This is a genomic window from Longispora sp. NPDC051575 (assembly GCF_040681875.1).
In the GTDB taxonomy this organism is placed as follows: Bacteria; Actinomycetota; Actinomycetes; order Mycobacteriales; family Micromonosporaceae; genus Longispora.
Map to the genome: position 1 here is coordinate 1 of NZ_JBFAZP010000015.1, position 26,763 is coordinate 26,763.

Genomic DNA, 26,763 nt, shown 5'->3' on the forward strand with positions numbered 1-26,763 from the left:
CGGCGGCCAGCCTTCGGGGGGGTTTTTTTATACCCTTTTTTGGGGCGGGGTTGGGTTTGGTTTCGTCAGGGAGAAGAGCCTTTGACTCCCTTCGTACCCAAACCCAACGGCCTTCTCGCGTGCTGCTGGAAACAGTCCGTGGCGGGTTCGGTGGGAGAGAGTCAAAGGCTCTTCTCTCTCCCGCCGAACCCGCCACGGACTACCCCGTGTCATGAACCGGGGTTCTGGCGGGGCGAAAGTCGGTGGGGAGGGGAGTCGGATCCGGTCAGCCGGCGGTGCGGCAATCCGATGGGCCGGCTGCTGGTTCGTGGTGCGCCGGAGCCCGGGTCGATCGGGTTCCGGGCGCGTCGGGTGACCCCGGGCCGTGATCGGGCGTCCGGACCGGGCATGCTGTTCGGCGGGGCTCCGTAGCACCCCGGGCCGTCCATGGTCCCCATCGAACACGGAGGAGAAGTCCGTCGTGAAGATCGCGCTCGTGCTCGCGACCAGTACCGGCGGGGTGGGCAAGCATGTCGCCTCCCTCGTCGAAGGCCTCACCGCAGCCGGCCACCGGGTGGTCGTGTTCGGCCCGCGCGCCGTGGGGGAGCGGTTCGGGTTCCCGCTGTTCCGGCCGGTGGAGATCTCGGCCGGCCCGCACCCGAAGGACGCGGTCGCGGTGTGGAACCTGCGCGCGGAGCTGCGGGCGATGCGGCCGGACGTGGTGCACGCGCACGGGCTGCGGGCCGGGCTGGTCGCGGCGTTGGCGGGGGCGAGGCCGCTGGTGGTGTCGTGGCACAACCAGGTGCTGGACAAGACCGGTCCGAAGGCGAAGGTTCTCGCGGCCCTGGAGCGGGTGGTGGCCCGGCGGGCGACCATGACCCTCGGGGTGTCTGACGACCTGGTGGCCCGGGTGCTGGAGCTGGGCGGCCGCGATGTGCGGCTCGCGCCGGTGGGGGCGCCGCCGCTGCCGGTGGGGGAGGGTACCGCTCTGCGGAAGGAGTACCCGGAAAAGAATGTGATCTTGTCTGTGGGGCGGCTGCACCCGCAGAAGAACTACCCGACGCTGATCGAGGCGGCCCGGCGCTGGCCCGACACCCGGGTGCTGATCGCGGGCTCCGGCCCGGCGGAGGCGGAACTGCGCGCGGCCATCGCGGAGGCGGGTGCGCCGGTGACGCTGCTCGGGCACCGTGGCGATGTGGCCGACCTGCTCGCGGCGGCCGACCTGGCCGTCGTGACGAGCGTGTGGGAGGCGCGGCAGCTGTTCGCCCAGGAGGCGTTGCGGGCCGGGGTGCCGCTGGTGGCGACCAATGTCGGCGGGCTGCCAGGGCTGCTCGGTGACGGGGCGACCCTGATCCCGCCGGGCGACGTCGACGCGCTCGACCGGGCCGTGACCGGGCTGCTGGGGGACGCGGACAAAGCTGGGCGGCAGGTGGAACGCGGCAGGGTCCGGGCGGCGACCTGGCCGTCGGAGGCCGACACCGTCGCGCAGGCCGAGGCCTGCTACCGGGAGCTGACCGGCTCCTGATGACGCTGCCACGACCCTCCGGCCCGTTGCGCCGGCTCGCGCTGACCGTGCTCGCCGCCGTGGCCGTGCTGGTCGGTGTGCCGTCGCCGGCCGCCGCCGAACCCGCCGAGGTCGAGTACGCCGTCGTGATCGGCGCCGCCGGCCTGCGCTGGGACGACCTGAACCCGACCGACACCCCCACCCTGTGGAAACTCGCGGAGGGCGGTTCCATCGGGGCGCTGTCGGCGCGTTCGGCCCGGTCGCTGACCTGTCCGCTGGACGGCTGGCTGACCCTGGGGGCGGGCAACTTCGCCGAACGGCCGCCGCTGTCGCCGGACAAGGCGGCCTGCCCGGCGTGGTCGGTGCCGCTGGAGGTGCAGGGCGAGGGCGCGTTCGTGGCCGACCAGATCGCGGTCGACGAGCACAACACGGGACGGCCGTGGGGCGCGCGGCCGGGGGCGTTGGCGGAGTCGGTGCGGTGCAGTACGGCGATCGGGCCGGGGGCCGCCGTGGCGATGGCGCGGTCGGCGGGCCGGGTGGACCGGTACGCGGCGGAGCCGCCCGCCGACCTGAAGCGTGCCCTGGCGCAGTGCGTGCTGTCGGTGGTGGACGCGGGCACGGTGGCCGGTGAGGGTCCTGAACGGCAGGCCGCGGCGCGCAAGGTGGACGCGACGGCGGCGAAGGTACTGGCGGCCCGGCCGGCGAAGGCCCTGGTGACGGTGGTGGGCGTGGCCGACACCCAGGCGCCGTCCCGGCTGCACGTGGCGATCGTGGACGGCCCGGGCTTCGGCGGCGGCTGGCTGGTGTCGCCGAGCACGAACCGGCCCGGTTACCTGCAGTTGGTGGACGTGGCGCCGACGGTGCTGCGGATGTTGGGCCGGGCGCGGCCGGCGACGTTGTTCATCGGGCAGCCGGTGGCCCGCGCGGGCGACGACCGGCCGGCGGCGTTGGCCGACGCGGTGCGCGACCTCGACGACGCGGACCGGGAGGCGGGGGCCCAGCGCAGGGTCGCCGACCGGTTCTTCCTGACGCTGGTGGGCGTGCAGCTGCTGCTCATGGTCGTGATGGTGCCGATCCTGCGGTGGTTGCGGCGGACCCGGCGCCGGCATCCGTCGCCGCCCCCGCCCGCCGGGCTGCTGCGGGTGCTGGAGGTGGCGCTGCTGGCTTCGGCGTTGGCGATCCCGGCGGCGCTGGTCGCGGACCTGGTGCCGTGGTGGCGGACGGCGAACCCGGACCGGTGGTTCGCCCTGATCGGCCTGGTGGTGCTGGCCGGGCTGACGGCGGCGGTGTGGTTCTCGAAGTGGGGCCGGCGGCCGTTGGGGCCGTTGGCGCTGGTCGCGGCGATCGCGGCGACGGTGGTCGGGGTGGACGTGCTGACCGGTTCGCGGTTGCAGCTCAACGGGGTGGCGGGTTATTCGACGCTGGCCGGGGTGCGCTACGCGGGGATCGGCACGATCGGCCTGGGCGTGTTCGCGGCCGGGCTGCTGCTGGGGGCGGCGTGTCTGGCGCAGCGCCTGGTGCCCCGCCGGCGGCGGGCGTGGGTGGTGCTGGGCGTGGGGCTGGCGGGGGTACTGCTGGTCGGCGCGCCCCCGCTGGGCTCGGACCCCGGCGGCGCGGTGGCCCTGATGGTCGGCGTGTGCGTGGCGGCGACCCTGGCCCGGGGCGGCTGGTTGACGTTCTCCCGGCTGGCCGGGGCGGTGCTGGCCGGCTCGGTGGTGACGGTGCTGTTCGTGGCGGTGGACCTGTCGCGGCCGGCGGAGCAGCGCGGGAACGTGGGCCGGCTGCTCGCGGAGGCCGGCCAGGGCCAGGTGATCTTCCAGCGGCTCGGGAGCGCGAACGTGGTGGCGTTCGTCACCAGTCCGCTGACGGTGCTGGCGTTGGCGGCCGGGCTGTACGGCTACTTCGTCCTGCTGCGCCCGTGGGGCGGCCTCAGGCGCGTGTACGGGCTCCATCCGGCCGTCCGGGGCGGCGTGTACGGGGCGATGACCGCCGCGCTCCTGGGCAGCCTCCTGGACGGCGGGGGCGTGATGGCGGCCGGCGCGGCGGCGGCGACGGTCGTGCCGGTGCTCCTGTTGGCCGGGTTGCGCGTCGTTCGTCACGTCGAGGAGCCGCATACCGGCGAGCAACCTGCCGTTAAACCGGTGGAAATACCCCATCCGGCCGAGCGTCGACCACTCAGCCCCTGATCAGCGAGGTACTGCTAGGCTGAAACCCCGTGGGATGCGCGGATCCGAACCGCGCCCGATACGACCACGGGAGCAGGTCTTGGCCGCTACGGCTCGCACGCCCAAGCACATCTTCGTCACCGGGGGCGTCGCCTCTTCGCTCGGTAAGGGCCTCACCGCCTCGAGTCTCGGCAATCTCCTGACCGCCCGCGGACTGCGGGTCGTCATGCAGAAGCTGGACCCGTACCTGAACGTCGACCCCGGCACGATGAACCCCTTCCAGCACGGTGAGGTCTTCGTCACCGAGGACGGCGGGGAGACCGACCTCGACATCGGTCACTACGAGCGGTTCCTGGACCGCGACCTCTACCGGGGCGCGAACGTCACCACGGGCCAGGTCTACTCCGAGGTGATCGCCAAGGAGCGGCGCGGCGAGTACCTGGGCGACACCGTCCAGGTCATCCCGCACATCACCAACGAGATCAAGGCCCGGATCCGGGCCATGGCCGACCCGGACGAGACGGGCAAGGCCCCCGACGTGGTGATCACCGAGGTCGGCGGGACGGTCGGCGACATCGAGTCGCTGCCGTTCCTGGAGGCGATCCGGCAGATCCGGCACGACATCGGCCGGGACAACTGCTTCTACCTGCACGTGTCGCTGGTGCCGTACCTGGCGCCGTCGGGCGAGCTGAAGACCAAGCCGACCCAGCACTCGGTGGCGCAGCTGCGCAACATCGGTATCCAGCCGGACGCGATCGTGTGCCGCAGCGACCGGGAGATCCCGGAGAAGCTCAAGCACAAGATCAGCCTGTACTGCGACGTGGACCAGGAGGCGGTCGTCGCCGCCCCCGACGCCCCGAGCATCTACGACATCCCGAAGGTGCTGCACAAGGAGGGCCTCGACGCGTACGTGGTGCGCCGGCTCAACCTGTCCTTCCGGGACGTGAAGTGGAAGGCGTGGGACAACCTCCTCGACCGGGTGCACAACCCGAAGCACGAGGTCACCGTTGCGCTGGTCGGCAAGTACATCGACCTGCCGGACGCGTACCTGTCGGTGTCCGAGGCCGTGCGCGCCGCCGGGTTCGCCAACTACGCGCGGGTGAACCTGCGCTGGGTGGCCTCGGACGACTGCGAGACCCCGGCGGGCGCGAAGAAGGCCCTCGCGGGCGTGCACGCGGTCCTGATCCCCGGCGGTTTCGGGGTCCGGGGCATCGAGGGCAAGCTCGGCGCGATCCGCTACGCCCGGGAGAATCGGATCCCGACCCTGGGCCTGTGTCTCGGCCTGCAGTGCATGTCCATCGAGGTCGCCCGCGACATCGCCGGCCTGGCCGGGGCCAACTCGCTGGAGTTCGACGAGAACGCCACCGACCCGATCATCTCCACGATGGCCGACCAGGAGGACATCGTCGCCGGCAAGGGTGACCTGGGCGGCACGATGCGCCTCGGCGCGTACCCGGCGGTGCTGACCGAGGGATCCCTCGTCGCCGAGGCCTACGGCACCACCGAGGTGTCCGAGCGGCACCGGCACCGCTACGAGGTGAACAACGCCTACCGCGACACCCTGGAGAAGGCCGGCCTGCGGATCTCCGGCACGTCGCCGGACGGGAAGCTGGTCGAGTTCGTCGAGCTGGACCGCGAGCTGCACCCGTTCTTCGTCGCCACCCAGGCGCACCCGGAGCTCAAGAGCCGGCCGACCCGGTCGCACCCGCTGTTCACGGCGTTCGTGTCGGCGGCGCTGGCCTACCAGTCGCCGGCCCCGGCCGCCGCCCCGGCTGCGGCTGCGGCTCCGGCGGCTCCGGCCAAGGGCAAGAAATGACCGATTTCGAGGTACTGGGTCAGGTCGAGCACTTCAAGGGCCGGATGTTCGACGTCGTCACCGACGAGGTCCGGATGCCCGGCGGCGGGGTCGCCAAGCGGGACTACATGCGCCACGTCGGCGCGGTCGGGGTCGTCGCCGTGGACGAGGAGGGCCGGGTCCTCCTGGTCCGCCAGTACCGGCACCCGGTCGCGAAGGTCCTCTGGGAGTTGCCGGCCGGGCTGATCGACGTGCCCGGCGAGCCCCTGGTCGACGCGGCGGCCCGCGAACTCGCGGAGGAGGCCGACCTGGTCGCGGCGAACTACGCGCTGCTGGTCGACCTGAACCCGTCCCCGGGCTGCTCGGACGAGCGGATCCGGCTGTTCCTGGCCCGGGGCCTGTCGGCCGTGCCCGAGTCCGAGCGGCACGTCCGCACGGACGAGGAGGCCGGCATGACCACGCACTGGATCGACCTGGACGAGGCGTGCGCGATGGCCCTGTCCGGCGAGATCACCAACGGCGCGTGCCTGGCCGGGGTGCTGGCCGCCGCCCGCGCCCGGGACCTGGACTGGAAGCCGCTGCGCGCGGTCTGACGCCGTGGGGAAGGGCCCGGACGGCCGGGCCCTTCCCCACGTTCACGTTCTCTACTGCAGGTTGAGCACGAGTGGCGTGTCCGGGCACGTCAGGCACGCGAACAGCCGCAGTGACCCCCAGCGGCCGACCTGTACCCCGGTGGGTTCCTGCAGGGTGAGCCGGTCGGGGTGGGCCCAGTCGATGTGCCGCTCCTCGACGGGTCGCCAGCGGTCCCGGGTGCCGCCGTCGTACTCCGCCGACGCGATGACCAGCAGCAGGCCGGTCGGCCCGGAGCAGCGCGGACACGGTGTCGGCACCGGGTCGGTGGTCGTCCAGGCGGCGTGCCCGCCGACCTTCCAGCCGGGCGCCAGCAGGGCGGTGCCGTAGTCCTCCGGCCACGACGCCACCTCGGCGCGGAGGTCGGGCGGCAGGTGGCTCGGATCCGGGTACTCGACGACCTGTTCCGGGTGGAGCCGGCACGCCCGGGGCAGGTACTCCTCCTCGCCGGACGCGCCGACCGGCGGCTCGGCCGGTTCCCCCCGCACGTCGGCCTCGCGGCGCCAGCGCAGCCGCAGCGTCGGCCCCACGATCCCGTCGTGCGGGTGGTCGAACGGGCACCACAGCACCTGGAGCAGGTCGGCGCCACCCGGTCGGGGCAGGTCCGGGATGTCGGCGGCCCGCAACTGGGCCACCGCGACCAGCGGATTCGGCGGGACGTGCGCCCGCGACGCGTACCGGTGGCCGACCGCCGGACCGTCGCCCCCGGTGCCCCAACCGATGTACCCGGGGCCGACCAGCCGCGCGAGTTCGTCGAGCAACGCGGACTCGCCGTCGGCGAGCACGTGGCGCTGGGTGCGGCGCGCCTCGGCCGCCGCGAGCCGTTCCAGGAGTTCGGCCGGCAGCGGAACGTCCTCCAGCTCCTGGTGCGGGATGTCGCAGACCGGCCAGGGTTCGTCGGAGGGCCAGAGCAGCGGCCCGCCGACGTGGCTGTCGGCGGCGGTGACCGGGCCGGGCCGGGGGTGCAGCCGGGTCGTCGTGCGCCCGAACGCCTCCAGACCGGCCAGCCGGGCCTGGAACTCCGGCGGCAGGGGTGCTGTGTCCACGCGTCGAGGGTAGTGGGGCGGTCGGCGGGAAATCCGACGCCAGGAGGCCACAGGTCGACCATCGCGGGCGCAACCCGCCGATGATGGCGGCCCCGGCATCCGCCGCGTGATCTGGCCCTCCCTTTTCTTCCCGAGTTCCCTACTTCTTCGGTAGGGATTATGGGTTACTCTTTCCGCTACGGAGATCGTTGGCGGAAAGGGGCAGGTGGATGAGCACATCGGTACTCGACCTCGCGGAGCTCGCCCGCGCCTGTGCGGCTGACCCCGCCACCTGGCCGGTGACACCCCGCGTCGACCCCGACCAGCGCTGGTACTCCCGGATCGCCGCCGACGAGCACCACGAGGTGTGGCTGATCACCTGGGGCCCCGGGCAGGGCACGGACCTGCACGACCACGGCGGCGCGGCCGGCGCGTTCACCGTCGTCGCGGGCACCCTGACCGAGGAACTGCCGGCCGAGGCCGGGCCGCGACCCGGGGCCGGACCGAACGGCGGTCTGTTCACCGTCGAGGCGCACAGCCGGGGCGCCACGGTCGACTTCGGCCCCCACCACGTGCACCGCCTCACCAACCGCGGCACCGAGCCGGCCCTGTCCGTGCACGTCTACGCCCCGCGCCTGACCACCATGACCCGCTACGAACTCGACGCCGACGGCCTGCGGGTACTCGGCGTCGACCGCGAGGGGGAGGCGTGGTGAGCATCGACGAGCTGCTGGCGGCCGCGCGTACCGACCTGCGCCGCCTGGACTCCGCCGCGACCGCCGACGCCGTGGAACGCGGGGCGCTGCTGGTGGACATCCGCCCGGTGGCCCAGCGCGCCGCCGAGGGGCACATCCCCGGTGCGCTGATCATCGAACGCAACGTCCTGGAGTGGCGCCTCGACCCCCGCAGTGACGCCCGGCTGCCGGAGGCCTCCTACGAGCGCCCGGTGATCGTGTTCTGCTCCGGCGGGTATGCGTCCTCCCTGGCGGCGGCGAGCCTGCGCGCCCTGGGGCTCGACGCGACCGACCTGATCGGCGGTTTCCAGGACTGGGCGGCCCTCGGGTACCCCACGCGCGGTGGCCGCGGGGCTAGCCTGGTCGGATGCGTGGATCTGAGCTGACGACCGAACGGCTGCTGCTCCGGCGGTGGCGGGATGACGACCGGGAGCCGTTCGCGGCGCTCAACGCCGACCCGGAGGTGATGGAACACTTCGCGTCCGTGCAGGACCGGGCCACCAGCGACGCCATGGTGGACCGGATCGAGGGCGGCTTCGACGCGAACGGCTACGGGCTGTGGGCCGTGCAGCTGCGGGGGTCGGGGGAGTTCCTCGGTTTCACCGGCCTGCAACCGGCGACGTTCGCCGCCCCGTTCACCCCGGCGGTGGAGGTCGGTTGGCGGTTCGCCCGGCACGGCTGGGGCTTCGGGTACGCGACCGAGGCGGCCCGGGCGGCGCTGGAGTTCGGGTTCACCGAGGGCGGGCTGGCCGAGATCGTGTCCGTGACCGCCTGGTCGAACGAGCGCTCGATGGCCGTGATGCGCCGGCTCGGGATGCACCGCGACCCGGCGGAGGACTTCGAGCACCCGATGGTGCCGGAGGGCAGCCGGGTACGCCCGCACGTGCTGTACCGGCTGGGCGTCGGGGAGTGGCGCGCCGGGGCCGCGTGACAACCCCGCTCAGTGGCGCCCCCGGGCCCGGCCCGGCAGCTCGATCGAGCGGACCAGCACCGGTTCGGTGTCCGGCCCGGGTGTGGCCTCGGTGTAGACGAGGATCCGTAGCTCGCCGCGCAGGTCGTCCAGCTCGTCCACGGCGTCGGTGAGAACCCGGGTGGCGAATTCGTGCACCGAGCGGGTCGCCAGCCACGTGTTCGGGATCCGCTGCGGCCAGCCGGGCCCCAGCGGGTCGAACGACGCGGCGCCCTCGTCGCGCAGGCGCAGGTCGTACCAGTAGCTCTGCCAGTAGGGCTGCCTCGTGCGCACAGGACTGTTGTACCAGCGGGAGCGGGTGGAGCGCGGGCGCGGCCCCGGGGTTCCCGACGGGCGCCCCGCTCGGGAACGCGTCCCGGGAGGCGAAAACGCCGGTGCCGGCGACCCGGAGGGGTCGCCGGCACCGGCGTTTCGTGTGCCGCGGGTTAGCGGATGACGAAGTTGTAGACCAGGCTCAGGACGAAGAGCACGGCCGAGAGGCCGATGGCCACCTGGCCCAGGGTCTGCGAGCCGCCGGTCTTCTTGGCCTGGTTGATCGACAGGAAACCGAAGATCACGCCGACGGGCGAGCAGCAGAAGGCGAACACGATGCCGAGGATGCCGAAGAGCTGGGTGTTGTCCTTGCCAGCGGGCTGAGTCACAGTGAATCCTTGAGGTCAGGTGTCGTCACTGAGTGTGACCTCGTGACGACCGAAGTGTGTGGTGATGTGTCCTCGTCCCCGAACGGAGGAACGGTCACGGGGGATGACCTTAGGGGATTTCTCCGGTCGGCGCTTCCACCGTACGTGTGATATCAGGGTGCACGGGCTCACCTAATATCCGACAATCTTGGGCAAGATATGCTGGAACTGCGAAGTTGATCTGGACGAGGGCTACACATCGACAAGCTCAACCCCAAGAAGGTTACGGTCTGTCACGGGTTGCCGGGCCGCCTGAGTCCTAGACTCCGCAGTTACAGGCGGCAATGACGCCGTGTCCAAGATCGAAGGGGCTGTCAGGTGAAGGTCGGAATCCCGCGCGAGGTCAAGAACCACGAGTACCGGGTGGCTATCACTCCCGCCGGTGTGCACGAGTTCGTCCGCAACGGGCACGAGGTGTACATCGAGGCGGGCGCCGGGGCCGGCTCGTCGATCACGGACGCGGAGTACACGGGGGCGGGCGCCACGATCCTGCCCACCGCCGACGACGTGTGGGCGACCGGTGACCTGATCCTCAAGGTCAAGGAGCCCATCGCCGAGGAGTACCACCGGATGCGCGAGGGGCAGGTCCTCTTCACGTACCTGCACCTGGCCGCCTCCAAGGAGTGCACCGACGCGCTGGTGACCCAGAAGGTCACCGGCATCGCCTACGAGACCGTCGAGCTGCCCGACGGCTCCCTGCCGCTGCTCGCCCCGATGTCCGAGGTCGCGGGCCGGCTCGCCCCGCAGGTCGGCGCGTACCACCTGATGCGTCCGGCCGGCGGCCGCGGCGTCCTGATGGGCGGCGTCCCCGGCGTGCACGCGGCGAAGGTCGTCGTCATCGGCGCCGGCGTCTCCGGCAAGCACGCCGCGACGATCGCGCTGGGCATGCAGGCCGAGGTGTCCCTCCTCGACAAGAACATCGCGCGGCTGCGCCAGGCCGACGAGATCTACCGTGGTCACCTGCAGACGGTGGCGTCCAACGCGTTCGAGATCGAGAAGGCCGTGCTGGAGGCCGACCTGGTCATCGGCGCCGTGCTGGTGCCGGGCGCCAAGGCCCCGACCCTGATCTCCAACGAGCTGGTCAGCCGGATGAAGCCGGGCTCCGTGCTCGTCGACATCTCCATCGACCAGGGCGGCTGCTTCGAGGACTCCCGGGCCACCACGCACGCCGACCCGGTCTACCGCGTGCACGACTCGGTCTTCTACTGCGTCGCCAACATGCCCGGCTCCGTGCCGCACACCTCCACCTACGCGCTGACCAACGTCACGCTGCCCTACGCGGTGGAGCTGGCCAACAAGGGCTGGAAGCAGGCGCTGCGCGACGACCGCGCCCTCGCGCTGGGCCTCAACACCCACGCCGGCCACGTCACCTACGGCCCGGTCGCCGAGGCCACCGGCATGAGCCTGCTCACCCTCGAGGACGCCCTGGCCTAAGAGCCGGATCGACACCCCCATCGGGGTACCGGCACCACGCGCCCGGCCCGTCCACCTCGCTCCGGTGAGGCGGACGGGCCGGGCGCGCGTCATCCCCACCCCGCCCGGCGAGCACGGCGTGCGGACGCGGCGGATGACGTACCCTCGTCGCATGATCGAACCGACACCGCCCGGGGCACTGTCCCGGGCGGTGTCCGGCTATCTGGACCACCTCACCGTCGAGCGCGCCCTGGCCGCCAACACCCTGTCCTCCTACCGGCGCGACCTCACCCGCTACACCGCCTATCTGGACGCCGTCGGGGTCACCGACCTCGCCCAGGTCGCCGAGGCGCACATCACCGAGTTCCTGGCCCGGCTGCGCGAGGGTGACGCCGAGCACCCGAAGCTGTCGGCGTCGTCGGCCGCGCGGACTGTGAGCGCCGTGCGGGGCCTGCACCGGTTCGCCGTGCGCGACGGGCTGTCCGCCGTGGACCCGGCCCGCGACGTCAAGCCGCCCGGTACCCCCCGCCGGCTGCCGAAGGCGCTCCCGGTCGGCGACGTCGAACGCCTCCTCGCGGCCGCCGGCGACGACACCCCGCGCGGCCTGCGCGACCGGGCGCTCCTCGAACTCCTCTACGGCACCGGCGCCCGGATCTCCGAGATCGTGGGCTCCTGCGTGGATGACGTGGATCTGACAGCCGGCGTCGCGACCCTGCACGGCAAGGGCGGCCGGACCCGCCTCGTCCCCGTCGGCGGGTACGCCCGCCGGGCCCTCGACGCCTACCTCGTCCGGGGTCGCCCGACCCTCGCGGCGGCCGGACGCGGAAATCCGACACTCTTCCTGAATGCCCGTGGGACTCCACTGTCGAGGCAGTCGGCGTGGACGATCCTGCGTAAGGCGGCGGAAAAAGCTGAAATCTCCTCCGATATCAGTCCACACACGCTCCGGCACTCCTACGCCACCCACCTGCTCGACGGCGGGGCCGATGTCCGGGTCGTCCAGGAACTTCTCGGTCACGCCTCCGTGACCACCACACAGATCTACACTTTGGTCACCGTGGAGCGGCTCCGCGAGGTGTACGCCTCGGCGCATCCACGAGCACTCGCTTGATCTGTCCAGTACCGTGTCCGGGGCACGCTCGGCGTACGACACGCCGGAGTGCGCAGGCATGGGCGCGTCGCAAGGGTGGGTTACAGTCGGGGCAGGTCCGCCCCGCTGCCCCGGCAGCGCCGATTTGGGGAAGGGCGTACGAGCATGGCGAACGACAGCGACAACTGGGGCTCCCTCGGTGGTGACACCACCCTGGGCACGGAACTCGGCGCCGTCGACCCTGCCACTTTGCTGGACCGCCGCCCCATCCCGCAGCCCGACCCGCTCGACCGGCACGGCCCCGCCCGCATCATCGCGATGGCCAACCAGAAGGGCGGCGTGGGCAAGACGACCACGACGATCAACCTGGGCGCCGCCCTCGCCGAGTACGGGCGCAAGGTGCTCATGGTCGACTTCGACCCGCAGGGCGCCCTGTCCGTCGGCTTCGGCGTCAACCCGCACGACCTCGAACTGTCCGTCTACAACCTCCTCATGCAGGACGACGTCAGCATCGGCGACGTCACCTACAAGACGAACATCGACGGGCTGCACCTGCTGCCGGCCAACATCGACCTGTCGGCGGCCGAGATCCAGCTGGTCAACGAGGTCGCGCGCGAGATGACCCTCGCCCGGTTGTTACGCCCCGTGCTCAAGGAGTACGACTACATCCTGATCGACTGCCAGCCCTCCCTGGGCCTGCTCACGATCAACGCGCTGACGGCCGCGCACAGCGTCCTCGTACCCCTCGAGTGTGAGTTCTTCAGTCTTCGCGGGGTCGCCCTGCTGCTGGACACCGTGGACAAGGTCCGCGAGCGCCTCAACTTCGACCTGGAGCTCGAAGGCATCCTCGCGACCATGTACGACAGCCGCACCACGCACTGCCGGCAGGTCCTCCAGCGCGTGGTCGAGGCCTTCGGCGACAAGGTGTACCAGACGGTGATCACCAAGACCGTCAAGTTCCCCGAGTCGACCGTGGCCGGCGTGCCGATCACCGTGATCGACCCGGCGTCGGCGGGCGCGCGCAACTACCGCCAGCTCGCCCGCGAGGTCATCTCCGCCCAGACCGACCGCTAGACCCACCATCCGGGTACGCGCCGCCGGACGGGCGCCCGGCGCGCGGATCAGCGGGCGCGGCGGCTCGCATAGGGTTGGGGCATGTTCGTGGTGTCCCTGACGTACCTGGTGCCGCTGGAGCGGGTCGACGCGCTGCTCGCCGAGCACGTGGCCTGGCTCGACCGGCACTACGGGGCGGGCGTGTTCCTCGCCTCCGGCCGCAAGGAACCCCGCACCGGCGGCGTGATCCTGGCGGTGGCCGGATCGCGGGCCGAGGTCGAGGAGATCGTGGCGGCGGACCCGTTCGCCGTGCACGGGATCGCCCGGCACGAGGTCACCGAGGTCCTGGTGACCAGAGCGGCCCCCGAACTGGCTTCCGCGCTAATCACTCCCGCCTGAGCGCCGACGAGGGCGCGCGTACCCGTCGACGGTGTTGGAACTGGGGGTTTGTCGCATGGAATGGGTCGTGCACAGCGAGGGCACCGTCTACGAGAACCCGTGGCTGACGGTCAACCTCGCCGACGTGGAGCTGCCCGACGGCCGGCACCTCGACCACTACCTGCTCCGGCAGCGGCCGATCGGGGCGACGGCGATCCTCGACGACCGCGACCGGGTACTCATGATCTTCCGGCACCGGTTCATCACCGGCACCTGGGGCTGGGAGCTGCCCGCCGGGGTCGCCGAGGCCGGGGAGGAACCGGTGGACACCGCCGCCCGGGAGGCCGAGGAGGAGACCGGCTGGCGGCCCGTGGACCTGCGGCCGCTGCTGTCCGTGACCATCGGCGCCGGGCTGACGGACTGCGTGCACCACCTGTTCTGGACCGACCGGGCCACCCGGGTCGGCGAGCCGGTCGACCCGCACGAGGCCTCGAAGATCGAGTGGATCGCGCTCGGGGACGTGCCGGACCTGCTGGCGGCGGGGGAGCTGCACGAGGCGAGCACCGTGGCGGGGTTGCTGCGGCTGGCGGCGCTGCGGGCGGGCTGACGCCGGGCGGTCGGGCCGGGCGACGGGTGCGCGCGGGACCGGACCGCGCGACGCTCACCGGTGGCATGCCCGGCCCCCGTGCCCACAGGGGCGGGTGCCGGTGACGGCGGGTGGTCGGCGTACCCGTGAAGGGGATGGTTTTGATCCGGTCTGTCCCGCCCGAACGCTCAGGTAGTATCTTGCGGTGACCGTGACCGAGCAAGCTACCGCGCCTGACGCGGGCTTCCAGGTCAAGCTCACCAACTTCGAGGGCCCGTTCGACCTGCTGCTCCAGCTGATCGGCAAGCACAAGCTGGACGTCACCGAGGTCGCGTTGCACACCGTGACGGACGACTTCATCGCCTATATCCGTGCGATGGGTGACAAATGGGACCTGGATGAGGCCAGTGACTTCCTCCTGATCGCCGCCACCCTCCTCGACCTCAAGTGCGCCCGGCTGCTGCCCGCCGCCGAGGTCGAGGACGAGGAGGACCTGGCGCTGCTGGAGGCCCGGGACCTGCTGTTCGCCCGGCTCCTGCAGTACCGCGCGTTCAAGCAGGCCGCCGCGCACATCGCCGGGCTGATCGTCGGCGGGGACAAGCGGTTCGCCCGCTCGGTGGGCCTGGAGGAGCGGTACGCGCAGGCCCTGCCCGAACTCATCCTCGGCATCACCCCGGAACGGTTCGCCCGCCTCGCCGCCCGGGCCATGACCCCCAAGATCCCGCCCACGGTGTCGATCACGCACGTGCACAACGTCAAGGTCAGCGTCCGCGAGCACGCCGCCTGGATCCGCGACCACCTGATGCGGGTCGGGACCGCCAGCTTCCGGGTGCTGACCGCCGACTGCGAGAGCACCCTCGAGGTGGTGGCGCGGTTCCTGGCGCTGCTGGAGCTGTACCGGGAGAACCTGATCGGCTTCGACCAGGTCCAGGCGCTCGGCGAACTCAACGTGCGGTGGATCGCCGGGCAGGACGTCGCGGAGATCGACGTGGAGGAGTACGAGGGCGCCGTCGAGGAGGACGAGGCACCCCGGGGGCGGAAGAAGAAGTTCGTGCGCCGGATGCCGGGCGAGTCGACCCTGCCGGGCGTGGACCTCGCCGCCCCGGAGGACGGGTCGGACCCGGACGACGAAGACTCCGACCTCGACGACGAGCCGTCCGAAGAACCACTCGACGGGTACGCGCCGGATGCGGCCGACGATGACCTGGACGACTGGGACGCTCCGATCGGCCACTCCTCCGAGGCGGGTGCCGGTGGGGGACCCGTTGCGGCCGGGGTGCACGACGACGAACCTCGCCACGGCTACGACGGGGAACCCTCGGTCGACTTCGACGGCGGCGGAGTGCGCCAGGAACTTGTGGTTCCCTCCTCGACCACGACGGTTGACGGCGGATTCGGCCAGGTGTCCGCGACCGATCTCACTGCGGCGGCGGAAGGCATCGAAGTTCCCCGTGGCTACCCGGACGCTCCGATCGGGCTTCCCTCCGAGGCGGGTGCCGGTGGGGAACCAGAAGCCACAGGGGCACAGGCGGAAGTCGCTCGGCCTGATGACGACGCCTTGAGGGGATCCGTCCTCGGGGCGGGCGTCGAGGTGGTTGACGGCGGTGCTTCCGACGCGGAGGCGGGCGCTGCGGCTGTCGAGGGCGACGTGGTGCCGCCGCGGGCTGCCGCCGGTAGCCGGTGGGAGTCGGCGATTTTCGGGGACCGGACGAGGAGTGCGCGTGACGACGCCAGCTGAGCGCGAGTTCGCCGAGGGCGTGGCCGCCTGGACGCCGCCGTGGGCGCGCGAGCCGGAGCCCGAGGCGCCGGAGGACACCTCGCAGGACGGGGCGCCCGAGGGCGCCCACCCGACGACCGGGGCCGACGGGGCTGAACAGCCTGGCACCCGGGTCGAGCCTGCGGACGCCGGGCCGGGCTTTGAGCCGGATGCCGGGGACCTGGACGGGCTGGACGACGGACCCGAGGGGGCGTCGGTCACCGAGGCGGATCCCGAGTTCACCACCCTCGACCCCGTCGAGCTGCGGCCCGCGCTGGAGGCCATCCTCCTCGTGATCGACGAGCCGGTCGCGGAGATCGTCCTCGCCCAGGTACTGGAGCAGCCCACCCAGCTGATCACCGACACCCTGGTCGAGCTCGCGGCCTCCTACGCGGCCGAGCGGCGCGGTTTCGAACTGCGCCGGGCGGCCGGTGGCTGGCGGCTGTACACCCGGGCGGACTTCGCGCCGTACGTGGAGAAGTTCGTGCTCGACGGGCAGCAGACGAAGCTGACCCAGGCCGCGTTGGAGACCCTCGCGGTGGTCGCCTACAAGCAACCGGTGACCCGGGGGCGGATCTCCGCCATCCGTGGTGTGAACTGTGACGGGGTGTTGCGCACCCTGTTGACCCGGGGACTGGTCGAGGAGTGCGGCAGCGAACCGGACTCCGGCGCGTACCTGTACCGCACGACCACCCTGTTCCTCGAGAAGCTCGGCATCAACTCCCCGGAGGACCTGCCGTCCCTCGCCCCTTACCTGCCCGACGACATAGAAGCTTTGGCGGATGCCCATGACCAGTCCTAACCCCCGACGCAACACGGCCGGCAACGCCTCGACCCCCGGTAAGTCCGTGACCCCGCGCAAGGCCGCGACCGGCCGGGCCGGCACCGCGAAGCCGGCGGCCGGCAAGACCGGAGCCGCGGCGGGCAAGGCCGGCACCGGCAAGCCTGCCGCCGGCAAGCCCGCGGCCGGCAAGGCCGGTGCGGGGAAGGCCGCTGGCAAGGCCGCGGGCAAGACCGCCGCGAAGCCCCGGGGCCGCCGCGAGGAGCCGGGCGCGGTCAGCCGCGACGGCGTCTCCCAGCGCGACGCGATCAGCGCCCTCGGTCGGATCGGCGGCCCGGACACCCGGGCCGGGCGGGGCAACTCGGCGGGCCGGGCCAAGACGCCGATCGCGGACATGTCCGGGGCCGAGCGGCTCCAGAAGGTCCTCGCGGCGTCCGGGATCGGTTCGCGGCGCGACTGCGAGAACCTGATCTCCGAGGGTCGGGTCATGCTGAACGGCGAGGTCGCCAAGCTGGGCGACAAGGCCGACCCGGAGACCGCCGAGATCTACGTCGACGGCGAGCGCCTGGTCACCGACACCCGCCTGGTGTACCTGGCGATGAACAAGCCGCTCGGCGTGATGTCGACGATGAGCGACGAGAAGGGCCGGATCTCCCTCGCGGAGTACGTGGGCCGGTTCGCGCAGCGGGTCTACCACGTGGGCCGGCTCGACGCGGAGACCGAGGGCCTGCTGCTGCTCACCAACGACGGCGACCTGGCGCACAAGCTGACGCACCCGTCGTTCGAGGTGTCCAAGACGTACCTGGCGGAGGTCGCCGGTTCGATCCCGCAGGGCTTCAAGAAGCGGATCATGACCGGGATCGAACTGGAGGACGGCTTCGCGAAGGCCGACTCGTTCAAGGTCGTCACCAGCGCGGGTGGCCGGACCCTGGTGGAGCTGAGCCTGCACGAGGGGCGCAAGCACATCGTCCGGCGGCTGCTGGGCGAGATGGGGCACGAGGTGTTCCGGCTGGTGCGGGTCTCGATCGGTCCGATCCATCTCGGGGACACCAAGTCCGGGCGGATCCGCAAGCTCGGTCAGCCGGAGATCGCCGCGCTATTCAAGGCCGTGGAGCAGTAGCTGTCGGGTGACGTCGCCACAGGTGGCGGCGCCGTAGTCCTGACCGAGTTCCCCCGGGTACCAGGTCAGGACCGACAGGGCCCAGTGTCCCCAGGTGGCCAGGCAGTTGACGTGCCAGAGGTCCTCTGACTCCTGGAGCGTCCAGCCGTTCTTGACGGCCACCGGGGTCCCGGCCGGCAACGCGGCGGGGATGCCGAACGCGTTGGAGGGGTCGACGGCGCGCATCTCGTCGACGAGCTTCGCGGTACCCGTCGAGGTCTTGGCCCTGTCGAGCACGCACTGCAGCATGGTGACCGCGTCGCCGGCCGTGATCTGGGTGTAGGACCACCACTCGGGGGACACGGCGGTGCCGGTCAGCCCGCACTCGCCGATCAGGCGCTCGATGACCGCGTCGCCGCCCCGCGCCGCCCACAGCGTCTCGGCCGCGTCGTCGTCGCTGTACCGGATCATGGCGCCGATCTCGGCCCACTCCTCGTCGGTGAGCGCGCGGCCCTCGGCCTCGGCCCCGGCGATGTAGTCCGCCCCGATCCAGACCTTGACCATGGATTCGGTGTTGTTGGTCTCGGTGACGCTGTTCGCCGAGCCCCGGCGCTTGCCGGTGTCCAGGTCGAGCAGGGTCCAGGAGTTCCAGCCCTCGCGGTCCACGACGACGCCGGCACTGTCCGGGGCCGGCGCGGTGCTCCCCGGGCGGGGGACGGCGGCCGGTGCCCCGGTGCCCCCGGCCTGCGCGGGCGGCTCGACCCCGTCGGAGGCGGGCAGCAGCGCGAGCGTCACCAGGGTGACGACCGCGAGGATCCCGGCGACGAGGCCCGTGCGCCGCGTCGTGACCGCCCAGGATGGGGAAAGGGGCATATCATGAGAATGACTCTTAATCCTGTGAATCGGCTATGGGCCTTCGGGATGAGTCTCGGGACTGAACTCCCCAGGTCACCGGCCCTTTCGGGCAGGATTCCGCGCGCCGTTTCCCCCGCCGCGTCCGGTTCACCGGTGTGTTGTGCCGGCCTGTCCGGCTCGGCGGGGGAGACCTGCGCCGCGCTCTTCAGGGCTGCCCGAACGCGGGTATTCGTTACCGGGCATGATTGACAGTTGAGTCATTCCAAAAATAGGAGCACACGTTGAGTACGTTTCAAGGGGTCGTCGCGGTAGACGGCCCGTCCGGCTCGGGGAAGTCGACGGTCTCCCGTCGCCTCGCCGAGGCACTGGACGCCGCCTATCTCGACACCGGCGCCATGTACCGCGCCGCGACCTGGGCAGTGCTCCAGGCCGGCGTCGACCCGCACGACGCCGACGGTGTCCTCAAGGTCGTCGAGGCCGCCCAGATCGAGATCGGCACCGACCCCCGGGCCCCCCACGTCAGCGTGGACGGCGTCGGGGTCGACGCCCCCATCCGGGGCCCCCAGGTCACCTCCGCCGTGTCGGCCGTCGCCGCCGTCCCCGGCGTGCGCACCCTGCTCGTCGACGCCCAGCGCGCCCTGATCGCCTCGGCCGGCGGCATCGTCGTCGAGGGCCGCGACATCGGCACCGCCGTCGCCCCCGACGCCCGCCTCAAGGTGTACCTGACCGCCGACGTCACCGAACGCGCCCGCCGCCGCAGCCAGGAGACCGACGCCGACCACCAGGCCACGGCAGCCGACCTGCAACGCCGCGACGCGCACGACTCCGGCCGCAAGGCCGACCCGCTGCGGATGGCCGACGACGCCGTCGAGCTCGACACCACCGCGCTGTCCATCGACGAGGTCGTGGCCGCGCTCCTGAAGCTGCTGGCGGGGGAGAACCTGTGACCGAGTACCTGAGCGACTGGGTGGCCGAGGACGAGGTCCACGCGCCCGCCCCCGTCGTCGCCGTCGTCGGCCGCCCCAACGTGGGCAAGTCGACCCTCGTCAACCGCCTCATCGGCCGCCGCCAGGCCGTCGTCGAGGACATCCCCGGCGTCACCCGCGACCGGATCGCCTACGACGCCCAGTGGACCGGCCGCCGGTTCACCGTCGTCGACACCGGCGGCTGGGAGCCCGACGCGAAGGACCGGGCCGCCCGGATCGCCGCCCAGGCCGAGATCGCCACCCAGACCGCCGACGCGATCCTGTTCGTGGTCGACGCCCGGGTCGGGGCCACCGACGTGGACGAGGCCGCGGTGCGGATGCTGCGGCGTACCGGAAAGCCTGTTCTTCTCGTCGCCAACAAGGCCGACGACGACCGGATCGAGGCCGACATCGTCGGTCTGTGGGGCCTCGGCCTCGGTGAGCCGTTCCCGGTGTCCGCGCTGCACGGCCGTGGCGCCGGTGACCTGCTCGACAAGATCCTGTCGATGCTGCCCGAACCGCCCGCGATCATCGAGGAGGCCCCGCGCGGGCCCCGTCGGGTGGCGCTGGTCGGCCGGCCGAACGTCGGCAAGTCCAGCCTGCTGAACAAGCTGTCGAAGGAGGACCGGGCGCTCGTCGACGACGTGGCCGGGACGACCGTCGACCCCGTCGACAGCCTCGTCGAGATCGACGGGGAGGTCTGGCAGCTCGTCGACACCGCCGGGCTGCGCAAGAAGGTCGGTCAGGCCAGCGGGACCGAGTACTACGCGAGCCTGCGCACCAGCGCCGCCATCGAGGCCGCCGAGGTCGTCGTGGTGCTGTTCGAGGCCAGCGAGATCATCAGCGAGCAGGACCAGCGGCTGTTGACCATGGTGACCGAGGCCGGGCGGGCGCTGGTGATGGCGTTCAACAAGTGGGACCTCGTCGATGACGACCGGCGGTACTACCTGGAGAAGGAAGTCGAGCGGGAGCTCAAGCGGATTCCCTGGGCGCAGCGGGTCAACATCTCGGCGCTGACCGGGCGGGCCGTGGACAAGCTGGCGCCGGCCATGCGGGTGGCGTTGAACAGCTGGGAGCAGCGGATCCCGACCGGGCAGTTGAACCAGTTCGTGACCGCGTTGACGCAGGCCAATCCGCATCCGGTGCGGAGTGGGAAGCAGCCGAAGATCCTTTTTGCCACGCAGGCTGGGGTGTGTCCGCCTAAGTTCGTGCTGTTCACGTCCGGGCAGTTGGATGCCGGGTATGTGCGGTATGTGGAGCGGCGGTTGCGGGAGGACTTCGGGTTCCCGGGGAGTCCGATCCATGTGACGGTGAAGGCCCGGAAGAAGAAGGGCGAGAAGTAGGTTCTTCTCGCGTTTTGTGGTGTCGGGTTCGTGGGGGTGGGTTGCCTGCGGGCCCGTTGCCTTGTTGTGGCCTAGGTTGGCTGTTGGTGGGGTTTGTTGGCGGCTGGGAGGCGGTCTGGCGGGTCTGCTGGGGCTGCTCGGGTGGGGCTGGGTTTGACTCGGGCTGCGGTGGGTTTGCTCGGGTCGTGTGGTCTGAGGCTCTGGTTGCGTCCGGCTTGGGTGGGTGCGGGTGGGTGGCCTGTCGCCGGTGCCTCGGGTCGTGTCCGGGTCTGGCTGGCGGTGGTGTGGGTGTGGGGCGATGGGCGGATACCCGCGAGCGTGCCGGTCGGGGGGTGCGCTACGCTATGTCGGCTGCTGCGGGGTTGGTGCGTGGTGGTGATAGCGGGCTGTGGCGCAGCTTGGTAGCGCACTTGACTGGGGGTCAAGGGGTCGCAGGTTCAAATCCTGTCAGCCCGACAGTATTTTAGCAGGTCAGGCCTGGTTTTCTGGAGATCAGAAAGCCGGGCCTTGATCATTTGACCCTCATTTGACCCCGGACTGCCCGGTGCTGGGGGGCATGAAACGCCAGGTGAGCAAACCCTGACGGATATGCGACACAGCTGCTCGTTCAAACGCCCTGCAGGTTGCGCCGCGTGATGCCTGCCAGGATGACCAATCTTGGCGTGGGTTCGACTGAATCCCGTGTGGAGGAGGCCTCCTACCTCAGCGGTCAAACGTTCAGCAGCGCGAGGCGATGGTGTGACCGTGGATTCACCGCCCGCGAGCCGCTGGACGGGGGCTGCAGAGGCTTCACTGGACACGAACGCCAGGAGGCGCTCCCGCAGGCCGTTCGGCTTCTACGATGATTGGATGTCGCCCGCCGAGACCGTGCAGAAGCAAGGCATGGATGGCGCCTACCTGGTGAAGCGGTGGCTGGAGAGCACCACGTGGGTTGAGCTCCCGTTCGACGTCTACAACAACGCCCCGGTGTGCACGTTGACCCGACTGGACGGCAAACGTAAGCGATATGACCTGTTCGGGTCTATTCATAGAGAGTCGCCTACTCCGCTGTACGTCGAGGTGAAGGACTACAACTCGGCGGGCGGAAAGCAGGGGACCGAATACTGGGAGTTCCTGGCGAACGCCTACACCATCACGGCGCAGGACCGCAGGAACGGTGAGGATGCTCGGCGGGAGTTCGCCTGGATCACCAGTCACCCGTTCAGTTCGACGGACTGGGCGAAGCTAACCTCGGCCAAGCGCATCAAGACCGCGCTCGAAGAGCACCACCCCGAAGCTTTGGACGGACAGCAAGTCGACGCCGATCTACTGGGCCTCGTCGCTAAAGGCTGTTCCGTAACCGGTCGTGTGGTTGGCGGTTGAGTACTGTGTGCAGGCCATCACGTCGCAGTGCCCGGAGTGGATCTATCCGTTCACGGGGTTGACGCCTCGCCAGTTCAAGCGGGTGGTCGCCGTGGTTCGGCGGCGGGGCGGGCCGGTGATCGCCGATCGTCGGCCGGGACGGCAGTGGACGTTGGTGCTGGCAGATCGGGTCTTGCTGCTGGCGGTGTACTACCGGACGAACCTGAACATGCGTCAGGTCGCGTTGTTGTTCGGTGTGTCCACCACCGCGGCGCATCGGATCATCGACCGGCTCGCGCCGCTGCTGGACACCGAACCAGTACGCAGGATGGGCCCGGATGAGATCTGCATCGTCGACGGCACGCTCGTTCCGGTCCACGACCGCAGGATGGCCGCATCGAGCAAGAACTACAGGCACTCGGTGAACCTGCAGGTCCTCATCCACGCAGACAAGCGCCTGGTCCTCGCGGTCGGTGAGCCGATGCCGGGCAACCGCAACGACTGCACCGCCTACGCCGAGTCCGGCATCGCCGCCACCGCCGGGCGGGCCACCGTGGTCGCTGACGGCGGCTACCAGGGCACGAACTGCGTCATGCCCCATCGAAGACGCGCCGGTCAGGACCGGCTCGAAGGGTGGAAGGAAGACCACAACGCTTCCCACCGCCGAGTCCGAGCCCGCGTCGAGCACGTGTTCGCCCGCATGAAGAACTGGAAGATCCTGCGAGACTGCCGCCGGAAAGGACGAGGCGTCTACTGGGCCGCGGCCGGCATCGCCCGGTTCCACAACCTAGCCCTCGCCGGATAAGACGCAACGCCAGACAACCCGAACAGCCACCCCTCACACGGTTACGGAACAGCCTTTAGCCGAACTCGCCGGCGACCTTGGCAAAGATGGCCTCTACATGCAAGCCCAAGAACTGCGCCACGCGGCGACACACCGCTTTCCGCTAGCACACCTGGGAAGGCAGGACATCGCAGGCACCGAGGCGCTCGTGCCGATCACCGTGCACCGGGCGATCAAGGCAACCCGCCACGCGCTATCCATCGCTAGGTCGGCATTCCTGTACGTGGTCGCGACCCTTGACGTGCTCGAAAGCCGGAAGCATGAGGCTACTGGGACACCAATGCTGTTGCCTTACCAACGCGAAGTCCGGCCAGATCCAGGCGCACGTTGATGTGGCCTGCGCGAGGCTAGCTGGGCTGCTGGGCAGGGACAATCGGAAGCAGAATCCGCGGGACCTCATCGCCTCGGGCGTCCCAATGGGCACAGCTGTGGGTTGATGTGTTGGCCCGATTGGACTCGAAGCGGTCATCCCGATCCCGATCAGTCCAGGTTGGTCTCGTCCTTACGCGACTCGGTGATCAACAGGAGCAGCGCTTCGGCTGCCGGAAGGCGATCCAGCGCCGGCTTGAGCGCGTACCCGAGGGCTGCTTCGATGGTCCAGTGGGTGCTTCCCAGACTGCCGAGAGCAAGTTCGAGCGCACTGGCGGTGTCGTCGTCTGCGAGGGCCTGCAGGATCGGCTCCGTGTCGTCGAGCGCAGTTTGGCCGACCAGGAACGCATAGCTGGGTTCGCCGATGGTCGTCCGGTACTCCGACCGCCCGAGGATTCGTTCGAGCGCAGCCCGCAATGTGCCAAGCGCTGGCTCAGCGAGCCCGGCTTCTGCAGCGATAGTCGCCAGCCGGTCTACGACGAGATGGTATGCCGGGTCGACCGCGACGCCATCGACCCACAACTCGGCTCCGCGTCCAGGTACGCCGAGCCACGACGAGACGGCGAGCTTCTCCTGATCGCTGAGTGAGATCCGCTCGACGGCTTGCCGGATTCGGGACTCGTGGGAGTAGTGGTCCCGCGTCATGGACTCCATGTCCATCAGAGCTAGAGTGGCGGCCGCGCGACTAGCTGCGCTTTCGGTGGCGCACGACTCCAACTTGTCGAAGACGATCTTGCGGTGGACTTGGGCCAGGTAGTTCATGGCCGCTGCTGCGTCCCGATCGCCGCGGGGGAGAGGGCGGGCGAGCACGGTGAGGAACAGTTGGATCAGGGCGCGTTCGAAGTTGGGGTTTCGTGCCGCGAGGTTGTCGGCCAGGACATCGGCGGTGAGTAGGGGAGCGGACGGGAATCTGCTGGCCAGCCGGCGGGTGTCGGTGTCCAGGGTGCGGAGCAGCCTGAGGACCAGCTTCTGGAACCGTTCCGAGCGTCCGAGCAGGTCACCTACGGTGAGAAGCCAGGTGTTACGCCAGTGCGGATGGTGAGCGATGACCCTGAGGCGTTCGAGGACGTCGCCGTCTGCGCCCTCCGCTATCGCGCGGGCGGCCATGAGCTCTTGCAGCGTGCGGACCTCGAACCCGATGCCGCCGTCGCGGGGCGTGAGAAGTACGAGGCGTTTAGTTGCCGCTTCGACGAGACGGGAGGCGTCCCTGGCGGCGGCGGCGGCGTTGAACCCGCGGTCCAGCAGTTGCTGTGAGGCGATCTCACCGAGCCGTTCGGGGGCGAGGACTGCCTCGGCTCCGCTTCCTGACTCCGCTTGGGCTTGCAGGACCAAGCCGACTTCCTGGTGAAGCCGGTCTATCTGGGACCGGTTGGCAGCGATATAGCGGGCGATCGGGATTTCCTTGGCGGCTTCCCGCTCGCAGATGGTGGTGTAGTACAGGTTGAACAGACTGAATCGGTCCGGGGGCAGGTGTGGGAACTTCTCCACAATGAAGGACATGATCGTCACCTGCAGGGGCGTACGCATCAACCGGGCCGTCGCCGGGTCCATAGCCGCGTCCCGCATGCGCTCGGCAACCTTACGGCGCATCTCGTCGTCGCCGGAGAGGCGTTTGTCGGTGATGCGTCGAGCGAACGACTCTGCGGCCCCCGTCGACAACTGCTGAAGAGCGGCGTGCTCAAATGCCGTATCGGGGAGGCGTTCGTCGTATCCGGTGGGCCGGGTCGTCACGATTGTCAGCAGGTCGGCGTCGAGATCCTCAGCCGTGGCGTGCAGGCCCTCGATGCGCTGGTACACCAGGCGCCTCGACTCGATAGACGGCACCTCGTCGAGGCCGTCGAGAATCAGCGCCCACGGCCACGCCCGCAGCCAGCGCAGCAGCTGCGCTGGCTGGATGTCCTGCTCGGTCCGGTTGAGGATGATCGTGGAGATCCAGCGCAGCAGACTAGTGTCACTGCCGGAACTGAGCTCCTCGGCGTACTTGGCCAGGTCGACCCGCACCGGCCACCGCCGGTTGCCCGGCACCTGCAGACCCAAACCGGCAAGGGCCCGCGTGGTGCTGTCGATGATCTCCTGTGCCTGCGGGCCCACGTCGGCGTCGGCGAGAATCGCGACACGGTAAGCCTGGGCGATGAGCTGGCTCAACGTCGACTTGCCGTGCCCGGGACCACCGACCAGCACCACGCCATGCCGCTTTGCCCGGTCAGGCTGCCTTTGCCGCAACACCTGATCCCCGAGCTCGAGAACGTGGCGCACGGCCATGTCGAACTGCCCGGCCCCATCGACCAAATCGATGTAAACGGGAAGGTCGATTGCGATGTCGTCGAGCCACAGCTTCGAGTCGCCGGATCCCCCAGACTGGCTCAGTCGGACGTAGCGGTCCTGCCGCAGCGAACGCAGAAGTTCCTGTCGGAGAGGATCCTCGAACTCCATCGTGCCGATCTCAGAGCTAGCGCCCGCAAGAGCCAAGGCGTCGCCGACGGTGATCAAGCCCGGGAACGCCCACCGGACGCTCTGATGGCCGTCGAGCATGCTCCGAACCTGCTCCGCATGCCAGATCCTGACACCCTTGATGTTGAGCCTTGACTTCACCACGTCCGGGTCGGCGAGCTTCTTGTCGATGAAGGTGTTGAGGAGGTCGATGCCGCCGGTCTCGGCGACTGCGGACAGGTCGATGTTGGTCACGAAGATCAGATAGTCGGGCAGCCTTGACCGGGTGCGTCGAGTAGCCGCCTTCAGCCACCGCGCTATCTCGCCGCCGATCTCGTTCTGCAGCCATACCGCGTTGTCGTGCGGGGTGGGCTTCGGCTTGACCTGAAATTTCGACTGGAACACCGTGTAGCCAGTCCACACGGTTTCGAGGCCAGACCCCGCCTTGACCGTGGCCGACCAGTCGATGGTCCCGTCGAACGTGGCCTCACGGCCCCCGTCGGGGCCGTCACCGAAGACCTGGACCCCGGGCCCGATCTCCAACCGAGCCAGCGCGACGATCATCTGCTCGAAGGCACGCGAGCCAAGGCGGTTCAGGTCATAGTCGGGCACCACAAGGTAATACCACGCCCGACCCTATTCACGAATACGACGGCGGCCGGACTCGCTGGCAGGGTCCAGGGGTCGGCCGTGACCTCCCGGCCACCGACGCGAACGACGACCTACGCGCGCCTCACGCCTGGTTGCGGGGCACGGGCAGGCGAACCTGCAAGATCATCTTGGCGTTAGGCGGGGGGTCAGGTGCCCCTGCTTGCCCCCTACCTGACGCGACTTTCACAGGGCAGCGTTGTCACCATGATCCAACAGCGCGCCGCGAGCCCGGACCAGCCCGATCCGATCAGCAGGAACCCCGCCGCTACGGCCGCATCTACTACGAGAGAGGTCGCAACTCGGGGCTCCGAGGATGATCTTCTGCAG

The 26,763-nt window shown here is 70.3% G+C and carries 23 protein-coding genes, 1 tRNA gene and 1 pseudogene; 20 read left to right on the forward strand and 5 right to left on the reverse strand.

The window, feature by feature from the left end; all coding sequences use genetic code 11:
- Positions 1-460: 460 nt before the first annotated feature.
- The 4 genes from AB0M43_RS35640 to AB0M43_RS35655 all read left to right on the forward strand — a co-directional run bounded on the left by AB0M43_RS35640 (position 461) and on the right by AB0M43_RS35655 (position 6,036).
- On the forward strand, positions 461-1,504 hold the full coding sequence (locus AB0M43_RS35640; protein WP_363731335.1) for a glycosyltransferase family 4 protein: 1,044 nt from the start codon (positions 461-463) through the stop codon (positions 1,502-1,504).
- Positions 1,504-3,669: a hypothetical protein gene (locus AB0M43_RS35645; protein WP_363731337.1), complete on the forward strand. Its 2,166-nt coding sequence runs from the start codon at positions 1,504-1,506 to the stop codon at positions 3,667-3,669. The genes AB0M43_RS35640 and AB0M43_RS35645 overlap by 1 nt, the downstream gene beginning before the upstream one ends.
- A gap of 79 nt (positions 3,670-3,748) precedes the next feature.
- Positions 3,749-5,464, forward strand: coding sequence for a CTP synthase (locus AB0M43_RS35650; RefSeq protein WP_363731340.1), 1,716 nt, complete (start codon positions 3,749-3,751; stop codon positions 5,462-5,464).
- Positions 5,461-6,036, forward strand: coding sequence for an NUDIX hydrolase (locus AB0M43_RS35655; RefSeq protein ID WP_363731343.1), 576 nt, complete (start codon positions 5,461-5,463; stop codon positions 6,034-6,036). The genes AB0M43_RS35650 and AB0M43_RS35655 overlap by 4 nt, the downstream gene beginning before the upstream one ends.
- A gap of 51 nt (positions 6,037-6,087) precedes the next feature.
- On the opposite strand, the gene AB0M43_RS35660 is transcribed toward AB0M43_RS35655, so the two are convergent.
- Positions 6,088-7,119, reverse strand: a complete 1,032-nt coding sequence (locus AB0M43_RS35660; RefSeq protein WP_363731346.1) for a hypothetical protein — start codon at positions 7,117-7,119, stop codon at positions 6,088-6,090.
- Between the two features lie 209 nt (positions 7,120-7,328).
- On the opposite strand from AB0M43_RS35660, the gene AB0M43_RS35665 reads away from it, so the two are divergent.
- Genes AB0M43_RS35665 through AB0M43_RS35675 form a run of 3 tightly spaced genes read left to right on the forward strand, consistent with a single transcriptional unit; the run spans position 7,329 to position 8,763 of the window.
- Positions 7,329-7,814 carry a cysteine dioxygenase family protein gene (locus tag AB0M43_RS35665; protein ID WP_363731348.1) on the forward strand — a complete coding sequence of 162 codons (486 nt, stop codon included), beginning with the start codon at positions 7,329-7,331 and terminating at the stop codon, positions 7,812-7,814.
- Positions 7,811-8,218, forward strand: a complete 408-nt coding sequence (locus tag AB0M43_RS35670; RefSeq protein ID WP_363731350.1) for a rhodanese-like domain-containing protein — start codon at positions 7,811-7,813, stop codon at positions 8,216-8,218. Before AB0M43_RS35665 ends, AB0M43_RS35670 begins: the two co-directional genes overlap by 4 nt.
- Complete coding sequence (locus AB0M43_RS35675) at positions 8,200-8,763, forward strand: GNAT family N-acetyltransferase (RefSeq protein WP_363731352.1); 564 nt, start codon at positions 8,200-8,202, stop codon at positions 8,761-8,763. Before AB0M43_RS35670 ends, AB0M43_RS35675 begins: the two co-directional genes overlap by 19 nt.
- A 9-nt stretch (positions 8,764-8,772) precedes the next feature.
- On the opposite strand, the gene AB0M43_RS35680 is transcribed toward AB0M43_RS35675, so the two are convergent.
- Both AB0M43_RS35680 and AB0M43_RS35685 read right to left on the reverse strand, forming a co-directional pair.
- Positions 8,773-9,075 carry a hypothetical protein gene (locus AB0M43_RS35680; protein WP_363731354.1) on the reverse strand — a complete coding sequence of 101 codons (303 nt, stop codon included), beginning with the start codon at positions 9,073-9,075 and terminating at the stop codon, positions 8,773-8,775.
- A 152-nt stretch (positions 9,076-9,227) separates the two neighbouring features.
- Complete coding sequence (locus tag AB0M43_RS35685; protein WP_363731357.1) at positions 9,228-9,443, reverse strand: DUF4190 domain-containing protein; 216 nt, start codon at positions 9,441-9,443, stop codon at positions 9,228-9,230.
- Positions 9,444-9,800: 357 nt separating this feature from the next.
- Here AB0M43_RS35685 and ald point away from each other — a divergent pair, with 357 nt between their 5' ends.
- From ald to AB0M43_RS35725, 8 genes and pseudogenes are all read left to right on the forward strand, one after another.
- Entirely contained in the window at positions 9,801-10,916 is a 1,116-nt protein-coding gene (ald, locus tag AB0M43_RS35690) for an alanine dehydrogenase (protein ID WP_363731360.1), read from the forward strand.
- A gap of 151 nt (positions 10,917-11,067) precedes the next feature.
- Positions 11,068-12,006 carry a site-specific tyrosine recombinase XerD gene (xerD, locus tag AB0M43_RS35695; RefSeq protein WP_363731362.1) on the forward strand — a complete coding sequence of 313 codons (939 nt, stop codon included), beginning with the start codon at positions 11,068-11,070 and terminating at the stop codon, positions 12,004-12,006.
- Between the two features lie 144 nt (positions 12,007-12,150).
- Entirely contained in the window at positions 12,151-13,059 is a 909-nt protein-coding gene (locus tag AB0M43_RS35700; protein ID WP_363731364.1) for a ParA family protein, read from the forward strand.
- 81 nt (positions 13,060-13,140) lie between these two features.
- Positions 13,141-13,437, forward strand: coding sequence for a YciI family protein (locus AB0M43_RS35705; protein ID WP_363731366.1), 297 nt, complete (start codon positions 13,141-13,143; stop codon positions 13,435-13,437).
- Positions 13,438-13,492: 55 nt separating this feature from the next.
- Positions 13,493-14,023: an NUDIX hydrolase gene (locus tag AB0M43_RS35710; protein WP_363731369.1), complete on the forward strand. Its 531-nt coding sequence runs from the start codon at positions 13,493-13,495 to the stop codon at positions 14,021-14,023.
- Between the two features lie 184 nt (positions 14,024-14,207).
- Positions 14,208-15,008, forward strand: a pseudogene (locus AB0M43_RS35715) (segregation/condensation protein A); the annotation flags it as partial.
- Between the two features lie 715 nt (positions 15,009-15,723).
- On the forward strand, positions 15,724-16,560 hold the full coding sequence (gene scpB / locus AB0M43_RS35720; RefSeq protein ID WP_363731372.1) for an SMC-Scp complex subunit ScpB: 837 nt from the start codon (positions 15,724-15,726) through the stop codon (positions 16,558-16,560).
- 373 nt (positions 16,561-16,933) lie between these two features.
- Positions 16,934-17,659: a pseudouridine synthase gene (locus AB0M43_RS35725; protein ID WP_363731545.1), complete on the forward strand. Its 726-nt coding sequence runs from the start codon at positions 16,934-16,936 to the stop codon at positions 17,657-17,659.
- Here the strand turns inward: AB0M43_RS35725 and AB0M43_RS35730 are convergent.
- Positions 17,636-18,511 (reverse strand): serine hydrolase, encoded by an 876-nt coding sequence (locus tag AB0M43_RS35730; RefSeq protein WP_363731375.1) that lies wholly within the window; start codon positions 18,509-18,511, stop codon positions 17,636-17,638. The two genes, AB0M43_RS35725 and AB0M43_RS35730, sit on opposite strands and share 24 nt — an antisense overlap.
- 263 nt (positions 18,512-18,774) lie before the next feature.
- Here AB0M43_RS35730 and cmk point away from each other — a divergent pair, with 263 nt between their 5' ends.
- The 5 genes from cmk to AB0M43_RS35755 all read left to right on the forward strand — a co-directional run bounded on the left by cmk (position 18,775) and on the right by AB0M43_RS35755 (position 22,947).
- Positions 18,775-19,440, forward strand: coding sequence for a (d)CMP kinase (gene cmk, locus AB0M43_RS35735; RefSeq protein ID WP_363731377.1), 666 nt, complete (start codon positions 18,775-18,777; stop codon positions 19,438-19,440).
- Positions 19,437-20,801 carry a ribosome biogenesis GTPase Der gene (gene der / locus AB0M43_RS35740; RefSeq protein WP_363731379.1) on the forward strand — a complete coding sequence of 455 codons (1,365 nt, stop codon included), beginning with the start codon at positions 19,437-19,439 and terminating at the stop codon, positions 20,799-20,801. Before cmk ends, der begins: the two co-directional genes overlap by 4 nt.
- A 382-nt stretch (positions 20,802-21,183) precedes the next feature.
- A tRNA-Pro gene (locus AB0M43_RS35745) sits at positions 21,184-21,257 on the forward strand.
- A gap of 393 nt (positions 21,258-21,650) precedes the next feature.
- Complete coding sequence (locus AB0M43_RS35750; protein WP_363731381.1) at positions 21,651-22,163, forward strand: hypothetical protein; 513 nt, start codon at positions 21,651-21,653, stop codon at positions 22,161-22,163.
- Between the two features lie 7 nt (positions 22,164-22,170).
- Positions 22,171-22,947 (forward strand): transposase, encoded by a 777-nt coding sequence (locus AB0M43_RS35755; protein ID WP_363731383.1) that lies wholly within the window; start codon positions 22,171-22,173, stop codon positions 22,945-22,947.
- Positions 22,948-23,466: 519 nt separating this feature from the next.
- Here the strand turns inward: AB0M43_RS35755 and AB0M43_RS35760 are convergent.
- A complete protein-coding gene (locus tag AB0M43_RS35760; RefSeq protein WP_363731386.1) occupies positions 23,467-26,397 on the reverse strand; it encodes a hypothetical protein in 2,931 nt (976 codons plus the stop codon).
- Between the last annotated feature and the right edge of the window lie 366 nt (positions 26,398-26,763).

What these genes read in the sequence shown, in the direction of transcription:
- AB0M43_RS35645 (WP_363731337.1), top strand. Translation starts at nt 1,504, where the DNA reads ATGACGCTGCCACGACCCTCCGGCCCGTTGCGCCGGCTCGCGCTGACC.
- AB0M43_RS35655 (WP_363731343.1), top strand. Translation starts at nt 5,461, where the DNA reads ATGACCGATTTCGAGGTACTGGGTCAGGTCGAGCACTTCAAGGGCCGG.
- AB0M43_RS35665 (WP_363731348.1), top strand. Translation starts at nt 7,329, where the DNA reads ATGAGCACATCGGTACTCGACCTCGCGGAGCTCGCCCGCGCCTGTGCG.
- AB0M43_RS35675 (WP_363731352.1), top strand. Translation starts at nt 8,200, where the DNA reads ATGCGTGGATCTGAGCTGACGACCGAACGGCTGCTGCTCCGGCGGTGG.
- xerD (WP_363731362.1), top strand. Translation starts at nt 11,068, where the DNA reads ATGATCGAACCGACACCGCCCGGGGCACTGTCCCGGGCGGTGTCCGGC.
- AB0M43_RS35700 (WP_363731364.1), top strand. Translation starts at nt 12,151, where the DNA reads ATGGCGAACGACAGCGACAACTGGGGCTCCCTCGGTGGTGACACCACC.
- AB0M43_RS35705 (WP_363731366.1), top strand. Translation starts at nt 13,141, where the DNA reads ATGTTCGTGGTGTCCCTGACGTACCTGGTGCCGCTGGAGCGGGTCGAC.
- AB0M43_RS35710 (WP_363731369.1), top strand. Translation starts at nt 13,493, where the DNA reads ATGGAATGGGTCGTGCACAGCGAGGGCACCGTCTACGAGAACCCGTGG.
- AB0M43_RS35725 (WP_363731545.1), top strand. Translation starts at nt 16,934, where the DNA reads ATGTCCGGGGCCGAGCGGCTCCAGAAGGTCCTCGCGGCGTCCGGGATC.
- AB0M43_RS35730 (WP_363731375.1), bottom strand. Translation starts at nt 18,511, where the DNA reads ATGCCCCTTTCCCCATCCTGGGCGGTCACGACGCGGCGCACGGGCCTC.
- AB0M43_RS35750 (WP_363731381.1), top strand. Translation starts at nt 21,651, where the DNA reads ATGTCGCCCGCCGAGACCGTGCAGAAGCAAGGCATGGATGGCGCCTAC.